At 71.9% G+C, this 16,541-nt stretch carries 16 protein-coding genes and 1 riboswitch; of the genes, 8 read left to right on the forward strand and 8 right to left on the reverse strand.

The features are described 5' to 3' along the window. Positions 1 to 45: 45 nt before the first annotated feature. Together AB0761_RS19100 and hisC are read right to left on the reverse strand one after the other, a co-directional pair. On the reverse strand, positions 46 to 1,377 hold the full coding sequence (locus AB0761_RS19100) for an efflux RND transporter periplasmic adaptor subunit (protein ID WP_377270279.1): 1,332 nt from the start codon (positions 1,375 to 1,377) through the stop codon (positions 46 to 48). A 191-nt stretch (positions 1,378 to 1,568) separates the two neighbouring features. Continuing rightward, on the reverse strand, positions 1,569 to 2,660 hold the full coding sequence (gene hisC, locus AB0761_RS19105) for a histidinol-phosphate transaminase (protein ID WP_377270280.1): 1,092 nt from the start codon (positions 2,658 to 2,660) through the stop codon (positions 1,569 to 1,571). Between the two features lie 280 nt (positions 2,661 to 2,940). Here hisC and AB0761_RS19110 point away from each other — a divergent pair, with 280 nt between their 5' ends. The 4 genes from AB0761_RS19110 (at position 2,941) to AB0761_RS19125 (ending at position 7,973) form a co-directional block, all read left to right on the forward strand. Beyond that, a complete protein-coding gene (locus AB0761_RS19110; RefSeq protein ID WP_377270281.1) occupies positions 2,941 to 4,074 on the forward strand; it encodes a LacI family DNA-binding transcriptional regulator in 1,134 nt (377 codons plus the stop codon). A gap of 333 nt (positions 4,075 to 4,407) precedes the next feature. After that, positions 4,408 to 5,550 carry a metallophosphoesterase gene (locus AB0761_RS19115; protein ID WP_377270282.1) on the forward strand — a complete coding sequence of 381 codons (1,143 nt, stop codon included), beginning with the start codon at positions 4,408 to 4,410 and terminating at the stop codon, positions 5,548 to 5,550. Between the two features lie 290 nt (positions 5,551 to 5,840). Then, positions 5,841 to 6,710 carry a hypothetical protein gene (locus AB0761_RS19120; RefSeq protein WP_377270283.1) on the forward strand — a complete coding sequence of 290 codons (870 nt, stop codon included), beginning with the start codon at positions 5,841 to 5,843 and terminating at the stop codon, positions 6,708 to 6,710. A gap of 177 nt (positions 6,711 to 6,887) precedes the next feature. Continuing rightward, positions 6,888 to 7,973, forward strand: coding sequence for a MerR family transcriptional regulator (locus tag AB0761_RS19125; protein ID WP_377270284.1), 1,086 nt, complete (start codon positions 6,888 to 6,890; stop codon positions 7,971 to 7,973). On the opposite strand, the gene AB0761_RS19130 is transcribed toward AB0761_RS19125, so the two are convergent. Next, positions 7,945 to 8,856: a hypothetical protein gene (locus AB0761_RS19130; RefSeq protein ID WP_377270285.1), complete on the reverse strand. Its 912-nt coding sequence runs from the start codon at positions 8,854 to 8,856 to the stop codon at positions 7,945 to 7,947. The genes AB0761_RS19125 and AB0761_RS19130 overlap by 29 nt on opposite strands. Before the next feature lie 26 nt (positions 8,857 to 8,882). Between AB0761_RS19130 and AB0761_RS19135 the strand changes: the two genes are divergently transcribed. After that, on the forward strand, positions 8,883 to 9,116 hold the full coding sequence (locus AB0761_RS19135) for a hypothetical protein (protein ID WP_377270286.1): 234 nt from the start codon (positions 8,883 to 8,885) through the stop codon (positions 9,114 to 9,116). A 105-nt stretch (positions 9,117 to 9,221) separates the two neighbouring features. Here the strand turns inward: AB0761_RS19135 and AB0761_RS19140 are convergent, their stop codons facing one another. Together AB0761_RS19140 and thiC are read right to left on the reverse strand one after the other, a co-directional pair. Next, a complete protein-coding gene (locus tag AB0761_RS19140) occupies positions 9,222 to 9,722 on the reverse strand; it encodes a SigE family RNA polymerase sigma factor (RefSeq protein WP_377270287.1) in 501 nt (166 codons plus the stop codon). A gap of 166 nt (positions 9,723 to 9,888) precedes the next feature. After that, positions 9,889 to 11,649: a phosphomethylpyrimidine synthase ThiC gene (gene thiC, locus AB0761_RS19145; RefSeq protein WP_377270288.1), complete on the reverse strand. Its 1,761-nt coding sequence runs from the start codon at positions 11,647 to 11,649 to the stop codon at positions 9,889 to 9,891. Next, positions 11,645 to 11,754, reverse strand: a riboswitch (TPP riboswitch). It overlaps the preceding gene by 5 nt. Before the next feature lies 1 nt (position 11,755). On the opposite strand from thiC, the gene AB0761_RS19150 reads away from it, so the two are divergent. The 3 genes from AB0761_RS19150 to AB0761_RS19160 all read left to right on the forward strand — a co-directional run bounded on the left by AB0761_RS19150 (position 11,756) and on the right by AB0761_RS19160 (position 15,072). Continuing rightward, positions 11,756 to 13,120: a YibE/F family protein gene (locus tag AB0761_RS19150; RefSeq protein WP_377270289.1), complete on the forward strand. Its 1,365-nt coding sequence runs from the start codon at positions 11,756 to 11,758 to the stop codon at positions 13,118 to 13,120. Between the two features lie 131 nt (positions 13,121 to 13,251). Then, entirely contained in the window at positions 13,252 to 13,452 is a 201-nt protein-coding gene (locus AB0761_RS19155; RefSeq protein WP_377270290.1) for a hypothetical protein, read from the forward strand. Between the two features lie 135 nt (positions 13,453 to 13,587). After that, positions 13,588 to 15,072 carry an SPFH domain-containing protein gene (locus tag AB0761_RS19160; RefSeq protein ID WP_377270291.1) on the forward strand — a complete coding sequence of 495 codons (1,485 nt, stop codon included), beginning with the start codon at positions 13,588 to 13,590 and terminating at the stop codon, positions 15,070 to 15,072. A gap of 82 nt (positions 15,073 to 15,154) precedes the next feature. On the opposite strand, the gene AB0761_RS19165 is transcribed toward AB0761_RS19160, so the two are convergent. The 3 genes from AB0761_RS19165 to AB0761_RS19175 all read right to left on the reverse strand — a co-directional run bounded on the left by AB0761_RS19165 (position 15,155) and on the right by AB0761_RS19175 (position 16,525). Beyond that, positions 15,155 to 15,355, reverse strand: a complete 201-nt coding sequence (locus tag AB0761_RS19165; protein ID WP_377270292.1) for a DUF5326 family protein — start codon at positions 15,353 to 15,355, stop codon at positions 15,155 to 15,157. A gap of 178 nt (positions 15,356 to 15,533) precedes the next feature. After that, positions 15,534 to 16,202: a thiaminase II gene (tenA, locus tag AB0761_RS19170; protein ID WP_377270293.1), complete on the reverse strand. Its 669-nt coding sequence runs from the start codon at positions 16,200 to 16,202 to the stop codon at positions 15,534 to 15,536. Positions 16,203 to 16,207: 5 nt separating this feature from the next. Continuing rightward, a complete protein-coding gene (locus tag AB0761_RS19175) occupies positions 16,208 to 16,525 on the reverse strand; it encodes a cupin domain-containing protein (RefSeq protein WP_377270294.1) in 318 nt (105 codons plus the stop codon). Positions 16,526 to 16,541: the final 16 nt, after the last annotated feature.

Genomic DNA, 16,541 nt, shown 5'->3' on the forward strand with positions numbered 1-16,541 from the left:
GCCCCCGCCCGGCACGGGATCGTGCCCTCGGCTGCTTGTGCGGCGTCACCCGCGGCCACCTCCGCCCGCACGGGCGCCGCCGCCGAGACCCGCGCCACCAATGCCGGCGCCGCCGGCACCAAAACCGCCCGCGCCCGGGAAGGCACCACCCGGGAAGCCATTGCTGCCGGAGGTGGTCGTGGAGGTCAACTCGACCTTCTCACCCGAGGACAGACCCGAGGAGATCTGCACCGAGGAATCACCCTCGATACCGACCTGCACCGTCCGACGCTCCGTACTCCCGTCGTCCTTCACCACCGTCGCCGTCCGCGACGCCCCCGTACCCGACACCGCATTGGTCGGCACATACAGAGCGTTGTCCGCCTCACCCGTCACCACCGACACCGTCGCACTCATCCCCGTACGCAACGCACTCGTGTCACTGGTGATCTGCAACTTCGCCGCATACTGCACCGCACTGCCCGAACCACTCCCACTCCCGCTCCCACTACTCGTCGGAAGCGAACTGATCGACAGCACCTTCGCATTCAACTGCGTATCCGACTGCGCATTCAACGTGACCGTCGCAGCCTGACCCTTCTTGACCTTCAACGCATCCGACTCCGAGAACGACGCATCCACCTGCATCCCCGACGGATTGGTGATCACCACAAAACCCGACGGCGCACTCGACGACGACGACGAAGAGGACGAGGACGAAGAACCGCTGCCGCTCGACCCGCCCTGGCCCGTACCCGAGGACGAGGAACCCGTCCCGGAGACGGTGTCGCCGACCTTGCCGCCCACCGAGGCGACCGTGCCGCCGACCGGCGCCTTCAGCACCGTGCCGGCCAGCGCGTCCTCAGCGTCGGAGAGGGTGGTTTCGGCCTCGGTCACCTGCTGCTCGGCCTGCGCCACCTGCGCGGCATCCACCTTGGTGGTGCTGGTGGCCGTGGACTGGCCACCGTCCGCACCGGAGCCGCCGCCACCTGTGGTGGTGACGGTCTCTCCCGCCTGAGCCTTGGTGAGCGACGCCTCCGCCGTGTTCAGCGCCGCCTCCGCGGCATCCACCTTCGCCTGGGCGTCCGTGGTGGAGACCTTCGCAAGCACCTGGCCCTTGGTGACCTTGTCACCCACCCCCACCTTGACCGAAGTCAGCGTGCCGCCGGTGACAAAGTCCACCCCGGCATCGGTCGGCGACGCCAGAGTGCCCGAACCGGACACCGTCGCCAGCACCATGCCCTTGGCCACAGTCGCCGTACGGGTCTGACCGGAACGCCCGGAGGATGCGGTGTCATCGTGGGCACCGGCGTACGCCAGGCCACCACCCGCCAGGAGCACCACACCTAGCAGGGAGTTCAACAGGACGGCTCTGCGCCGCCGAGGGAGCACCTTCATGGGCGTCAACGTGCCGGACACCCATGAACGAAGTCCTGGGTAAAGGATGAAGGCAGTCTGAGATCCGCAATGTGCGGACGACTCCCAGGAAGCGCCCCGGCCCCCGGGAGTCGCCGCTGCCGCCGGCCGGACAGGGCAGTGGCCCGCACCGGTGTCCCGGTGCGGGCCACTGCCCTGGCGCTGCGTGCGGGTCAGAGCTCCTTGCGGAAGCCCTCCGCCGCATGCAGGAAGAGGTCGTTGGCCGCGGTCTCCCCGATGGTCACCCGTACGCCCTCACCGGCGAACGGCCGCACCACGACGCCTGCCTGCTCGCAGGCGGCGGCGAAGTCCATGGTGCGGTCGCCGAGCCGCAGCCAGACAAAGTTGGCCTGCGACTCCGGCACCGTCCAGCCCTGGCCGGCCAGGGTGTCGGCCACCCGGGTGCGCTCCTGCACCAGGGACTCCACCCGGGCCAGCAGCGCCTCCTCGGCCCGCAGCGACGCCACCGCGGCGTCCTGGGCAAGCTGGCTGACCCCGAAGGGCACCGCCGTCTTGCGCAGCGCGGCCGCCACCGGCTCATGGGCGATCGCAAAGCCCACCCGCAGCCCGGCCAGGCCGTATGCCTTGGAGAAGGTGCGCAGCACACAGACGTTGGGCCGGTCGCGGTAGAGGTCGACGCCGTCCGGCACCGTCTCGTCGCGGATGAACTCGCGGTAGGCCTCGTCCAGCACCACCAGCACATCCGCGGGCACCCGGTCGAGGAAGCGCTCCAGCTCGGCCCGGCGGACCACGGTGCCGGTGGGGTTGTTGGGGTTGCAGACGAAGACCAGCCTGGTCCGCTCGTTGACGGCGGCGGCCATCGCATCCAGGTCGTGCACCTCGCCGGGCGTCAACGGCACCTGGACGGCCGTGGCGCCGCTGATCTGCGTGATGATCGGGTACGCCTCGAAGGAGCGCCAGGCGTACACCACCTCGTCGCCGGGCCCTGCCGTGGACTGGAGCAGCTGCTGGGCGACGCCGACCGAGCCGGTTCCGGTGGCGATGTGCTCCGGGGGCACTCCGAACCGCTGGGCGAGCTCCGCGGTGAGGCCGCTGCAGGCCATGTCCGGGTAGCGGTTGAGCGTGGCCGCCGTCCCGGCGACCGCGTCCAGGACGCCGGGCAGCGGGTCGTAGGGGTTCTCGTTGGAGGAGAGCTTGTAGGCAGGTGCACCCTCCGCGCCGGAGGCCGGGCGTCCCGGCTTGTAGGTGGGAATGCCCGCCAGCACCGACCGAAGCCGGGGGCCCTGCGCAGCCGTGCCGCTCACCGTCGTGTCCTCCACTCACTCGTCCACACCCGACCGTACGGTCGGGAAACACCTTACGAGCCGCCTGCGCGGAATTCACCCGTGCAGGTGAGATATTCCGGCGCCCCCAGCCGAGGACACCGCATCCTCCGCCGGTGCAACGGCACATGTCAGAGGGAACCCACGGTACGGGGATGCGCTTCCAAGGGGAAAAGGCCTTGGCGCTCATGGAAACGTATCTCCGGAAGTCTGTGACAGGGCGGTCACAGCGGGTCGCCATGCGCCATACCATCGGTTCGCCATGACAGCAGCAGCCAACCAGAGCGGCCGTCGGCCCACCAGTCCGCGGCGGCTGGAACGGGCCGGCATCCGGGACGTTGCGGCCGCGGCCGGAGTGTCGATCACCACCGTCTCCGATGCCCTCAACGGCAAGGGCCGCCTCCCCGACGAGACCCGCAGCCGGGTGCGCGAGGTCGCAGAGCGCCTGGGCTACCGCCCGTCCGCCGCGGCCCGCACGCTGCGCACCGGCCGCTCCGGCCTGCTCGGCCTCACGGTGACCACCTACGGCGAGGAGCCGTTCACCTTCACCGAGTTCGCCTACTTCGCGGAGATGGCACGGGCCGCCACCTCCGCCGCGCTCAGCCGCGGCTATGCGCTGGTGGTGCTGCCCGCCTCGTCCCGGCACGACGTCTGGGGCAATGTCGCCCTGGACGGCACCGTGGTGATCGACCCGGCGGACCACGACCCGGTGGTCGCCGAGCTGCACCGCCAGGGCGTGCCCGTGGTCAGCGACGGAAAGCCCGGCAACTGCCCCGTCACCGCCTGGGTGGACAACGACCACGAGGCCGCCGTGCTCGGCATCCTGGAACATCTCTCCGAGGCCGGCGCCCGCCGTATCGGACTGCTCACCGGGACCAGTACCGACACCTACACCCGACTCTCCACCGAGGCCTATCTCTCCTGGTGCGCCCGGGTCGACCAGGAGCCCGTGCACGAGACCTACCCGGCCCACGACCCCGCCGCGGGCGCCGTCGCCGCCGACCGGTTGCTGGCCCGGCCCGACCGGCCCGACGCGGTCTACGGCCTCTTCGACCCCAACGGCACCGATCTGCTGGCCGCCGCCCGCCGCTACGGGCTGCGCGTCCCGGAGGATCTGCTGCTGGTGTGCTGCAGCGAGAGCGATGTGTACGCCACCACCGAGCCGCCCATCACCACGCTCTCCCTCAAGCCGCGCAACATCGGCACCACCGTCGTCAACCTGCTGATCGACGCCATCGAGGGGGTGGGGTGCCAGCCGTCCGGGCGGCGGCTCGCCCCCGGAGCCGAGCCGCCGCCCGGACGGCTGATGCCCACCGAGCTGATCGTGCGGGCCTCCTCGCAGCGCCGCCATCCGCGCACCACCGTCAGCCCTCCCCGTACGCCGGACGGGGGCTGACCGCCACCCCGCCCAGGGTGCGGGACGTCCCCCGGTGCAGCCGCCCTGCGGTGCGGTCGGCCGTGTCCTGCAACCCCCGGCACGGCCGGCTCCGCCGCGGCGCCCCCGCTTCCCCGGCCCCGGCCGAATGCATCAGCTGCCCGGGGGCGGTGAGCGTCGGTGCAGGCCGGACCGGACCGGACCCGGACGGGCCGTGGGGCCCTGCCCGGCCGGCGCCCGACATCCACCCGCACCGGACAAACCGGGGCAGCGGCGGGCCCGCGCCGCAAGCCTGCCGCATCGGATGCGGCCCAGGTGCGGACGCCGGGAGATCGGTCTTCCTATGATGGGCGGATGACACCCGAGGACCGCTTCCCCGGGCCTGAGCTGCCGGAGTCAGGCCCCCGCGCCCGCATGGCCGTCGACCCCGGGTCGTACGGGCATGAGGGCGGCCTCCACGGTGGTCCGCAGCAGTCGTGGCCCGGCCTCGACGCGCAGTCCGGCGGGCCCGGTCCGCAGGTCGCCCGCGGCTGGTTCGAGGAGGCGGCCGTCCAGGCGGCGCAGGACGTCCACCTGGTCGCACAGGATCCGCCCACCCTGGATCTCGGCGCCCCCGTCGCCACGCCGTCCCCCGCCGAGCCGGCGGGTGCCGTCGCCGCCGTGCCCGACCCCGATCCGGACCAGCCCGTGGGCCCGCTCTATGTGGTGGGCGACGTCCACGGCTATCTGGACGAGCTGCGCGACGCCCTCCGTGAGCAGGGTCTGGTCGACGCGGAGGGCCACTGGTCGGCCGGCCGTTCCCGGATCTGGTTCCTCGGCGACTTCACCGACCGCGGTCCCGACGGCATCGGCGTCATCGACCTGGTGATGCAGCTCGCCGCCGAGGCGGCCGCGGCCGGCGGCTACTGCCGCGCGCTGATGGGCAATCACGAGCTGCTGCTGCTGGGTGCCCACCGCTGGGCCGACGAGCCGGTCCAGTCCACCGCCGGCACCGCCTCCTTCCTCGCCGCCTGGCGGCTGAACGGCGGCCAGCAGCAGGACATGGACCGTCTGGAGCCGCACCACATCAGCTGGCTCGCCCGGCTGCCCGCCGTGGCGGTGGAGGACGGCCATCTGCTGCTGCACTCCGACACCACCGCCTATCTGGAGTACGGCGGCTCCATCGACGAGGTCAACGACACCGTCCACCAGGTGCTCGCCTCCGACGACGCCGCCGAGTGGTGGGACTGCTTCCGCCGGTTCACCAAGCGGTTCGCCTTCCGCGGCGACACCGGCCCCGCATCCGTCGGCGAGCTCCTCGACGCCTACGGCGGCCACCGGGTCGTCCACGGCCACAGCCCCATCCCGTACCTCACCGGCGACGCCCACAGCGAGGACGGCCACGCCTCACGCGTCGTGACCGGACCCCATGTGTACGCCGACGACCTCGCCGTCGCCATGGACGGCGGTGTCACCATGGAGGGCAAGCTGCTGGTGGCCCGACTGCCCCTGGGGTGAGACCGGTACGGTGCGGCGGCAGCCGCCGCGGCGGGACCCCGCCGCGGCCCGTCCACCCAACCGAAATCACTGACTCCGCTTGATCCGGGCTTAAGTTCCTGAAACGGACTGTCACGCTGTCAGTCCCCGGTCCTACCATCAAGACAACCGTCGAGGCCACCGGCTGCACACCGACCCACCCACCCGGCCGACAGCCCGCAACCGGCCCGCATCAGCAGCGGTTCCCCGCTGTGACGGCCGCCCCGGCGGACGGACCATCACTTCTCCCTGACGGAGCAATCGGGGGCCAGATGAACACCGCTCCGCACCTGCGACCCGACGACCGACCGGACTTCGAACGGGTCCTGGACGAGGCGCTTCGCGACGAGACCGTACGCCAGGCGCTCAACACTCCGGCCGCCCGCCTGAACGCCGAGCAGCTGCGCACCAAAGCGCTGGCGGCGGCCCCGGTCATCGCCGCCGCGGCCGCCGACGACTATGCCCGCTACACCGCGCTGCGCGACCGCATCCGCACCGCCGCAGCCGGCCGGCAGAGCGAGCGCGGTGAGGGACCGAGCCTCAGTGCCGCCGCGCAGCTCGCCGCGGAGACCCGCGCCGGTGCCATCCCCGCGCTCACCGTGCTGGCACCGATCCTGGCCTGGGCGGCAGCGCTGATCTTCCTGGTGCTCGGCTATGGCCTGCACACCGCGAATCCGCATCTGATGTTCGCCCACTCGCTGGTCACCGCCGGCTGGGTGGCCCTCGCGGTGGGCGCCGTCGCCATGGTCGCGGGCATCATCGGCCTGCTGCTCACGGCACTGCGGGACGGCTCCGCTCCCCCCGACGGCCTGGACCCCCGGCTCTACGCCGAGCTGGCGCACGCCCGGGAGGAGTGGAAGGCCGCGCTGAAGGAGCACGGCATGCTCCCCTACCTCCACTCCGTGCTCACCGCGGACCCGGTCGAACCCGCGGTGGCCACTGCCGGCGCGGGCGTCAATCTGGTGCGCCAGCGCCCCCGCCTCGGCTACACCAGCCCCGGATTCACCAGCCCCGGCCCGGAGCGGGCCCCCACCGGCAACGGACGCTCCGCCTTCACCTCCCCCGACTACTCCCGCCCCGGCTTCGGCTCCCCCGACTTCACCAGCCCCAACTACGACGGGCCGGACGCCCCCCGCTCCTGAGCGCCCCGCCGGCCGCGGGGCGCTCAGCCACGCCCCCGCCCGGGGCCCGCGAGCTCCGTACTGCCCTCCATGAGGGGCGGGCCGGACCCTTCTGGGCAGTGCGGTTGACCTTCCCCCTGGGGCAGACCCGAGCATCATCGATGCCGGGCGGTCCCGCCCGGCACGAGGAGGGTGGACATGGAGCTGCTGACCATCGGCGCCTTCGCCAGGGAGTCCCGGCTGTCGCCGAAGGCGCTGCGCCTCTACGACGACCTCGGTCTGCTGCCGCCCGCCCGGGTCGACCCCGCCTCCGGCTACCGGTTCTACCGGCCGGACCAGCTGGAGCGGGCCCGACTGGTGGCGTGGCTGCGGCGGCTGGGCATGCCGCTGGCCCGTATCCGTACGGTGTGCGACCTGGATCCCGCCGCCGCGGCGGACGAGGTCACCGCCTACTGGGCGCAGGTGCGGGCCGACATCGCGGCCCGGGAGCGGCTGGCCACCTTCCTCGTCGACCATCTGTCGGGAAGGACCACCGCCATGTCCGATGCCACAACCCCGCTCACCGTCCGCTTCGCCGCCCGCTCCCACCCGGGGCTGGTCAGGCAGGGCAACCAGGACTCCGTCCATGCCGGGCACAGGCTGGTCGCCGTGGCCGACGGCGCGGGCGACCGCGGCGGGCTCGCCAGCGCGGCGGCCATCGACGCGCTGAAGCCGTTCGACGCCGAGCTGCCCGCGGGAAATCTGCTCAACGCGCTGGAACAGGCCGTGCAGCACGCCGACGGCGAACTGCGCAGCCTGCTGGAATCCGACCCCTCACTGGAGGGGCTGGGCACCACACTCACCGCCATGCTGTGGTCGGGCTCCCAGCTGGCGCTGGTGCACATCGGCGACACCCGCGCCTATCTGCTGCGCGACGGCGAGCTGTTCAGGATCACCCATGACCACACCCATGTGCAGTCGCTGGTGGACGAAGGCCGCCTCACCCCCGAGGAGGCGGCCTCACATCCGCAGCGCGCGCTGCTGATCCGCGCACTGTTCGGCAACGGTGCACCGCAGGCCGACCTCTCATTGCACGAGGCCCGTCCCGGTGACCGCTATCTGCTCTGCTCCGACGGTCTCTCCGCGGTCGCCGCCGAGACCGAGCTGCACACCGTCCTCACCTCGATCGCCGACCCCGAGGAGGCTGCCCAGCACCTGGTCGACCTGGCCAACGGCCACGGCGGACCGGACAACATCGCCTGTGCCGTCGCGGATGTCATCGCGACGCCGTCCAGCGAGGGCTGAGTGCGATCTGCTGGAGCTGCTCCAGGGTGAGCGCAGGCTTCGGACGGGTCACCGGGCCGCCCTGGCTGTAGGAGTTGCAGACCAGGGCGGCCACCCGCCGGCCGTCGGGGCGCAGCACATCCGCCTGTCTGACCACGGTTGTGCCGGTCTTCTCGTCGGGCCCCTCGGTGAGCAGCACCTTGGTGCCGTCGGAGAGGGTGTGCACGGAGCAGGTCCCGGTCGTCACCCGGGAGCAGTCGTACCAGTCACCGGTCAGCTCGCTCTTGCTGCTGACCTGCACCTGGACCAGGGAGCGGCCCCCGCCGTCGTTGTAGGAGAGCTCCACCGACCCCGGTCCGGCGTTCTTGTCGGTCAGCTTGCCGCCCGAGGGCAGCAACTGGGTCAGGGTCTCGACCATCTTCGTCCCCGGGACGGAGTCGCTGGGCTCCGGGAGAGGCTGGTGGCGGACGGGTGCGGGCAGCGTCCTGATGACGCGCTGCCAGTCATGACTGGTGATGACAGAGGTCAACTGGGCCATGGTCAGCGCCGGTTCGGCGTTTCCGGTGACCGCCTTCTCCGCGCCGCCGGCGAACTCCTCCACGGAGAGCTCGGCGTGCGACGGTGTGGTGAGGGTGGCGTACCAGCGGCGCTGGCCGTGGTTGTCGCTGGGGTAGGTGAACGACTCGGTGGTGACCAGCACCGAGCCGTCCGCCAGGGTTTTCACGGTGCAGTGGTCGTACGGGCGGACCTGCACCGGCAGGCATCCGGCGGGGCCGTCCTGCGGATCCCGCTGCTGGACGGACAGGTCGACGGCGGCGGTCCCCCGGGAGCCGGTCCAGGTCAGGTCGGCCTGGTATCCGCCGGGCAGGCCGTCGGCCGGGCCCCGCCCGGAGGCCTGCGACACCTTGCCGCCCCGGGAGCAGCCGCTCCATGATGCCGAGTACCTCCGTGCCGCTCAGCGGCGCCGGTGTCGGCGTCTGTGTGGACCGGACGGCGGTCGACTGCTCCAACCGGGCGGGCCCGGGTGTGGATGCGGGGGACGCCTGGGTGTTCCCGGTCAGCAGGGTTCCGCCCAGGGCGGCCAGTGCGGTGACGGTGACCGCTCCGCCGATCCGGGCAGCCCGGGCCCTGCGCATCCGCTGTCCCCGTGCGGCCCCGGCGTAGGCCAGGTCGGGTGGGGGCGGGCTGAACTCCCCCAGCACACTGTCCAGCGCGGCCGGCAACCGGCGCTCGAACTCCTCGTCATGCGACATTCGTGGCTCTCCGTAGTCAGTGCGCGGCAAGGTCTGAAAGCTGGTCGCCCAGCAGCGTGCGCAGTCTCCGCAGGGCGCGCAGGCACTGGGCGCGCACCGCTCCGGCCGAGAGGTCCAGGACCTGGGCGGTCTCCTCCACGGAGCGGTCCTCCCAGTAGCGGAGCACCAGCACCGCCCGGTCTCTGATCGGCAGCCGGGCCAGCCCCTCCAGCAGGGTCAGCCGCAGCTCGCGGTCGTCCGGCCGGTCCATGGCGTCCGGCAGCCGGTCGCTGGGGTACTCGGTGGAACTGCGGTTCCGTCGGTGCGACAGAAACGTCCGGACCAGCACGGTGTTGGCATAGGCGACCGGGGACTCCCGGCGGTTGATCCGGCGCCAGGACCGGTACATCTTGCCCAGGGTCTCCTGCACCAGGTCCTCGGCCAGGTGCCAGTCGCCCGTGAGCAGGCATGCCGTCCGGAACAGATGGCCGCTGCGTGCTGCGGCGAACTCCAGGTAGTCGGCAGGCGGTTCTCCCACAGTGCTGTCCCTCCGTGGTCCGACGTCACCCTCTTACACGCGGGAGACCCGCTGCCGCGTTACGGGTGTGCGCCGATGCTCATGGCCGCCAAAGCCATCCCGCGGTGAGCCGAGGGGCGCGGGCGGCCGGCCGGTGCGGCCGGCCGCCCGGTACGGCGGGGCGGGGTCAGTCCGCGAGCGGGAGGTAGACCCGGTTGCCGTTGGCGGCGAACTCCTCCGACTTCGCCTTCATACCCGCCTCTGCGGACATCTCGGGGTAGGTCTCCGCGATGCTCCTGCTGATCTTCATCGAGCAGAACTTCGGCCCGCACATGGAGCAGAAGTGGGCCGTCTTGGCGGGGGCGGCGGGGAGGGTCTCGTCATGGAAGGAGCGGGCGGTCCCCGGGTCGAGGGCCAGATTGAACTGGTCCTCCCAGCGGAACTCGAAGCGGGCGTCGGAGAGGGCGTCGTCCCAGGCCTGGGCGCCGGGGTGGCCCTTGGCGAGGTCGGCGGCATGGGCGGCGATCTTGTAGGTGATCACGCCGGTCCTGACGTCGTCCCGGTCGGGAAGCCCCAGGTGTTCCTTGGGAGTGACGTAGCAGAGCATCGCGGTGCCCCACCAGGCGATCATGGCGGCGCCGATGCCGGACGTGATGTGGTCGTAGCCGGGTGCGACATCGGTGGTCAGCGGCCCGAGGGTGTAGAAGGGGGCCTCGTCGCAGAGCTCCTTCTGCAGATCCATGTTCTCCCTGATCCGGTGCATGGGGACATGTCCCGGTCCCTCGATCATCACCTGCACATCGTGCTGCCGGGCGACCCGGCCGAGCTCACCGAGGGTGCGCAGCTCGGCGAGCTGGGCCTCGTCGTTGGCGTCGGCGATGGAGCCGGGGCGCAGGCCGTCCCCCAGGGAGTAGGTGACGTCATAGGCCCGGAGGATGTCGCAGAGCTCCTCGAAGTGGGTGTAGAGGAAGCTCTCCTGATGGTGCGCCAGGCACCAGGCCGCCATGATGGAGCCGCCGCGGGAGACGATGCCGGTCTTCCGCCGCGCGGTCAGCGGGACGTACCGCAGCAGCACCCCGGCGTGCACGGTCATGTAGTCGACGCCCTGCTCGCACTGCTCGACCACGGTGTCGCGGTAGACCTCCCAGCCGAGCTCCTCGGGACGGCCGCCGACCTTCTCCAGGGCCTGGTAGAGGGGGACGGTGCCGACGGGGACGGGGGAGTTGCGCAGGATCCACTCGCGGGTGGCGTGGATGTCGGGGCCGGTGGAGAGGTCCATGACGGTGTCGGCTCCCCAGCGGGTCGCCCAGGCCATCTTCTCCACCTCCTCCTCGATGGAGGAGGCGACGGCGGAGTTGCCGATATTGGCGTTGATCTTCACCAGGAAGTCGGTGCCGATGACCACCGGTTCCACCTCGGGGTGGTTGATGTTCACCGGGATGACGGCGCGGCCGCGGGCGACCCGGTCGCGGACGAACTCGGGCGCCAGACCCTCCCGGAGTGCGGTGAACTCCATCTCGGGGGTGACCACACCGCGCCTTGCGTAGCCGAGCTGGGTGACGGCGGCCCCGCCGCGGGCGCGCAGCGGACGGCGCCCCCGGCCGGGGAGGACCGCGTCCGGACCGTGCGGCCCGCCACCCTGCACGGGGTGCCGGGAGCCGTCGTCCTCGGGGCGGGGTTCGCATCCCTGGTACTCCTCGACATCGCCGCGCTCCCGGATCCACGGGTCGCGCAGCGCAGGCAGTCCGCGCCGCACGTCGGCCGTGTACGCCGGGTCGGTGTACGGGCCGGAGGTGTCGTACAGCGGCACCGTACGGCCGTCGGTGAGGTGCACCTCGCGGTAGGGGACCCGCAGGTCGGGACGGGAACCGGTGCGGTAGGCCTTGTGCCAGGCCGGGGTGGGGTACCCGCTGCGGACAGACGTGTGCTGATCTTCGTGCGTGCTCATCGGAGCCACTACTCCCTACGCCGGCATTACCCGGTCAGGTTCTGCGGTCGGCACAGCGGTCAGTGCCCTCTCAGCCCGGTGCTCCGAGCTCCCGCGTCTGCATCAGATGCGGTCAACCGTAGCGGCCGGGCGGCGCGTAGAACCAGGGGGCCTCCGCGTGGTTCCCTTGGTCCTGCCCCACCCCTGGAAGGACGTCCCCGTGGCACATCAGGACGAGCACCGGCATGTCGACGCCCATGGCCACGGTCATCACCACGGTCCGGCCGCGCCCGCGTCGGCGCGGCTGCGGCGGGTGATCGCGGCGGTGCTGGTGCCGTTCGCGGTGGCGGTGGTGGCCGGGCTGGTGGTGCTCTGGCCGGGCGGCGTCCCGCCGCACAGCGCGGGGGCGGCCGGGGTCGGGTTCGACCAGAAGACGGTGCGGGGCACGGTGGTCGCCACGGCCGCCGCCCCCTGCCAGGGCGATGCGGGCAAGGCGGTCTGCGCCCGGGTGTCGGTCCGGCTGACCAGCGGCTCCAACACGGGCAGGACGGTCCAGCAGACCCTGACACCGGACATGGCCGGCCGCTGGGCGGTGGGTGACAAGGTGATCCTGACGGACTCGCCCAACGCGCCGGCCGAGCTGCGCTATGCCATCACCGACGCCGACCGGGGCGTGCCGATGGCGCTGCTGGCCGGGCTGTTCGCGGTGGCGGTGGTGGCGGTGGGCCGGATGCGCGGGCTGACGGCGCTGGTGGCGCTGGTGGTCAGCTTTGCGATCCTGTCGCTCTTCATCCTGCCCGCGGTGCTGCACGGCCGCAGTCCGCTGCTGGTGGCGGTGGTCGGCGGCAGCGCCATCATGCTGGTGGCGCTCTATCTGTGCCACGGGCTGTCGGCCCGCACCTCGGTGGCGGTGATCGGCACGCTCTCCTCGCTGGCGCTGATCGGGGTGCTGGGAGAGGTCTTCATAGGGCTGACCAAGCTGACCGGCAACACCTCGGACGAGACCGCCCTGGTGCACTCGCTGTATCCGGGCATCCGTCTGGACGGGCTGCTGCTCGCCGGGGTGATCATCGGCTCGCTGGGAGTGCTCGACGATGTCACGGTCACCCAGACCTCGGCCGTGTGGGAGCTGCGTGCCGCCAACCCCGGACTGGGGGCCCGTCAGCTCTACCGGGCGGGGATCCGGATCGGTCGCGACCACATCGCCTCCACGGTGAACACCCTGGTGATGGCGTATGCGGGTGCGGCGCTGCCGCTGCTGCTGCTCTTCTCCATCTCCCAGCGGGGCGTGAGCACGGTGGCCACCAGCGAGATCATCGCGGAGGAGATCGTACGGACCCTGGTGGGCTCCATCGGGCTGGTGGCATCCGTTCCGGTGACCACGGCGCTGGCGGCGCTCGTCGCGGCGCGCGACCGGGTGCCCGCGCCGGCGGCGGCCCCGGCTGCCGTCCCGGCGATGCAGGGCCATGCCCGCCACCGGGTGCGGCGCTGACCGGCACCCGACGGTGAACAGCCGGCCGTGGCGGTGACGCAGGCGCCCGGGTGGCTCCGGGAGGCGGGGGCCGTCCGGGGCTGTCCGGGGTGGTGGGGCGCCCGTACCCTTTCGGCAGGGGAGGCGGTCGCATGGTGGGACGTCAGGGGCGGGTGACCGGCACGGTGGGGCCCGGGCTGGTCGGCGAGGTGCTGGTGCCGGTACGCGGCGGGGCGGAGGCCTTTCTGGCGTACCCGGTGGAACCCGGGGAGCGGATCGAGGTGGGCACGCTCGTCGTGGTGGTGGAGTACCAGCCGCCCCGCACGGTTTATGTCGCTCGCGCCTATGCGTGAGGGATCTTCAGGGAATGTGCGCCAAACCCGTATCAAGATCGTCCCAACTTTGTCCGGGCGGCTTCCCAAGCCGCGCACACCGGCGCACACTCGTCTGTCGCCGTCCGCATTTCGCGGACGGACCGAAGGGGGTATGTGCCGATGGTCATCGGCATTGGAGCGGCGGCGGTCGTCGCCGCGTTCGTGGTCCTGATCGTGATCTTCAAGCTGATGTGGCGGGTCGCCGAGCCCAACGAGGCGCTGGTGATCTCCGGTTCCAAGCACCGCACCGAAGGTCTGGGCGAGGGGATGGGGTTCCGGATCGTCACCGGCCGGGGAACGCTGGTCACGCCCGGCATCCAGGTGGTTCGCAAGCTCTCCCTCGACCTCAACGAGGCCGATCTGGACGTGGAGTGCGTGACCAGCCAGGGCATCCCGGTGCGGGTCAAGGGTGTGGTGATCTTCAAGGTGGGCGACGACATGGTGTCGATCGCCAACGCCGCCCGCCGCTTCCTCGACCAGCAGAAAATGATGGGCCAGCGGGTCCACAACGTCTTCGCCGGCCATCTGCGCTCCATCGTGGGCGGGCTGACCGTCGAGAACATGATCCGCGACCGGGAGCGGCTGACCGGGGAGACCCGGGCGGCGTCCGGTACGGAGATGGAGAAGCTCGGCCTGATCATCGACTCGCTGCAGATCCAGGAGATCCTGGACCCCACGGGCTACATCAAGAACCTCGCCGCCCCGCACGCCGCGGCGGTCCAGCGGGACGCCAGGATCGCCCAGGCCGCGGCCGACCGCCAGGCGACCGAGGCCGAGCAGGAGGCCGCCGCCCGCAAGGCGGAGGCCACCCGCAACAGCGAGATCCAGAAGGCGGGCTACCAGGCGGAGATGGACAAGGCCGCAGCTGAGGCCAGGCAGGCAGGCCCGCTGGCGGAGGCCGCGTCCCGCCAGGAGGTCGTGGTCCAGGAGACCCGGGTGGCCGAGCTGGAGGCACAGCGCCGGGAGCAGCAGCTCCAGGTGGACGTCCGCAAGCCGGCCGACGCCCAGGCGTACCAGACCCGCACCCTGGCCGAGGCGGAGCGCGACGCGCGGATCTCCTCGGCGCAGGCACAGGCCCAGGAGACGGAGCTGCGGGCGGCCGCCGAGGCGACCCAGGTGAAGACCGCGGCGGCCGCCGAGGCCGAGGCCACCAGGGCACGCGGTCTGGCGGCTGCGGAGGCGACCCGGGCGACGGGTGAGGCCCAGGCGGCGGCCTCCCGGGCACAGGGTCTGGCGGCTGCGGACGCGGCCAAGGCCAAGGGCCTGGCCGAGGCCGAGGCGATCAAGGCGCGGGCGGCGGCGCTGGCGGAGAACCAGGAGGCCGTGGTCGCGCAGCAGCTCGCCGAGAACTGGCCGGAGATCGTCCGGGCGGGCGCCTCGGCGTTCGGCAGCGTCGACCAGATGGTGCTGCTCAACGGCGCCGACGGGATGTCCGAGCTGTTCGCCAAGGCGCTCACCATGGGCGGCACCGGGCTGGGCCTGGCCCGCCAGCTGCTGAGCAGCATGAACACCACCGGGGCGGGCTCCTCCCAGGAGCAGCCGGGCAGCGCTCCGGTGGCACAGCGGGTGCCGGTCCAGTCCGAGGACGCACAGGACTGACCGCAGGACAGCAGGGCGCCCGCACACCCCTCCGAGGGGTGTGCGGGCGCCCTGCTGTCTGTCGGGGTGGCCGATGACGGCGCTAGCCCTTGGCGGCCTTCTTCACCAGGATCACCACGGCGGCGGCGATACCGACCACGATCAGCGCCTTGAAGGCGAAGGCGATGACGGCGCCGACCAGTCCGAGCACCGCCCAGAGCACGTTCCACGCCACGATCAGCACCACGATCGGGACGACCACGTTGCGCACCCAGCCGGGCAGCGACTTCCAGAACTCAGCCATGTCCGTTTCCTTCTCTCCCCTCGGACCGGCCCCTGCGATGCCGCGTCCCGTCCGCTGTGGACATCTCGATCGTACGGGCGGGCGGCAACGGGGACGAGGGTCGTCGGCCCCGAGAAGACCCGGACATTCCCCTGACCGCCGGCCTCGGGGGCGGACTGTCGGCCTCGGGGGCGGACCCTCAGACGGGCCAGGTCTCACCCCGCCAGGCGGCGTCCCAGAACATCCACTCATAGCGGGCCGTGGTGGTGAAGTGCTCGGTCGCGCGCTGCCTCTCCGCTTCCGAGAGCCCCTCCCCGAGCCGGTCGGTGAGTGCGAGCACCCTCCGCACCACGCCCTGGTAGGCCTCGTCGCCATAGGTGGCGATCCAGCGTGCGTAGAGGGGGTCCGGGGAGGACTTGGCGAGCAGTTCCTCGCCGACCCTGGCGTAGATCCAGTAGCAGGGCAGCACCGCGGCGACGGCCTCGGTGAAGGAGCCGCCGTGGGCGGTGGCCAGCAGATAGCTGGTGTACGCGCGGGTGGTGGGCAGGACCGGTTCGGCAGCGGCGGTGGCGGCGTCCGAGCCGAGGGCTGCCATGAACTCGGCGTGCATCTCCTGCTCGGCGACGATCGCGCCCACCGCATCGTCGGCGAAGGCACGGACGTCCTGCTCGGTGTACGCCTTGGCCGCGCAGACGGCCAGCGCACGGGCGTAGTCGCGCAGATAGTGCGAGTCCTGCACCACGAAGTGGCGGAACGCACGGCGGGGCAGGGTGCCGTCGGTGAGGCCGGCCAGGAAGGGGTGCTCAAGAACGGCCTGGTAGGTCGGCTCGGCAGCCTCCCACAGGTGCCGGGTGAAGGACAGGCTCATGATCCTCAGCTTTCCGGTGGGGAGAAGACCACCAGCACCCGCAGTTCCTCGGTGATGTGGTGGAAGCGGTGCGGGACCCCGGCGGGCACATGGACGACGGTGCCCCGGGCGACCGTGGCGGTCTCCTCGCCGACCGTCAGATAGGCGCGTCCGCTCACCACCAGGTAGATCTCGTCCTGGGCGTGCGGCCGCTGGGTGTCGGAGTCGCCGGGGGAGAGGGCGTAAAGGCCGGCCGACATATGGCGCTCCCGCAGGAAGCGCAGATAGGCGCCCTGGTTGGCGGCGCGTTCGTCGTCCAGGTCGTCCAGTCGGAAGATCTTCACAGGAGGGTATTCAACA

The sequence above is a fragment of the Peterkaempfera podocarpi genome, assembly GCF_042466665.1.
In the GTDB taxonomy this organism is placed as follows: Bacteria; Actinomycetota; Actinomycetes; order Streptomycetales; family Streptomycetaceae; genus Peterkaempfera; species Peterkaempfera podocarpi.

What these genes read in the sequence shown, in the direction of transcription:
- AB0761_RS19100 (WP_377270279.1), bottom strand. Translation starts at nt 1,377, where the DNA reads ATGAAGGTGCTCCCTCGGCGGCGCAGAGCCGTCCTGTTGAACTCCCTG.
- AB0761_RS19110 (WP_377270281.1), top strand. Translation starts at nt 2,941, where the DNA reads ATGACAGCAGCAGCCAACCAGAGCGGCCGTCGGCCCACCAGTCCGCGG.
- AB0761_RS19115 (WP_377270282.1), top strand. Translation starts at nt 4,408, where the DNA reads ATGACACCCGAGGACCGCTTCCCCGGGCCTGAGCTGCCGGAGTCAGGC.
- AB0761_RS19120 (WP_377270283.1), top strand. Translation starts at nt 5,841, where the DNA reads ATGAACACCGCTCCGCACCTGCGACCCGACGACCGACCGGACTTCGAA.
- AB0761_RS19125 (WP_377270284.1), top strand. Translation starts at nt 6,888, where the DNA reads ATGGAGCTGCTGACCATCGGCGCCTTCGCCAGGGAGTCCCGGCTGTCG.
- AB0761_RS19135 (WP_377270286.1), top strand. Translation starts at nt 8,883, where the DNA reads ATGATGCCGAGTACCTCCGTGCCGCTCAGCGGCGCCGGTGTCGGCGTC.
- thiC (WP_377270288.1), bottom strand. Translation starts at nt 11,649, where the DNA reads ATGAGCACGCACGAAGATCAGCACACGTCTGTCCGCAGCGGGTACCCC.
- AB0761_RS19150 (WP_377270289.1), top strand. Translation starts at nt 11,756, where the DNA reads ATGCGGTCAACCGTAGCGGCCGGGCGGCGCGTAGAACCAGGGGGCCTC.
- AB0761_RS19155 (WP_377270290.1), top strand. Translation starts at nt 13,252, where the DNA reads ATGGTGGGACGTCAGGGGCGGGTGACCGGCACGGTGGGGCCCGGGCTG.
- AB0761_RS19165 (WP_377270292.1), bottom strand. Translation starts at nt 15,355, where the DNA reads ATGGCTGAGTTCTGGAAGTCGCTGCCCGGCTGGGTGCGCAACGTGGTC.
- tenA (WP_377270293.1), bottom strand. Translation starts at nt 16,202, where the DNA reads ATGAGCCTGTCCTTCACCCGGCACCTGTGGGAGGCTGCCGAGCCGACC.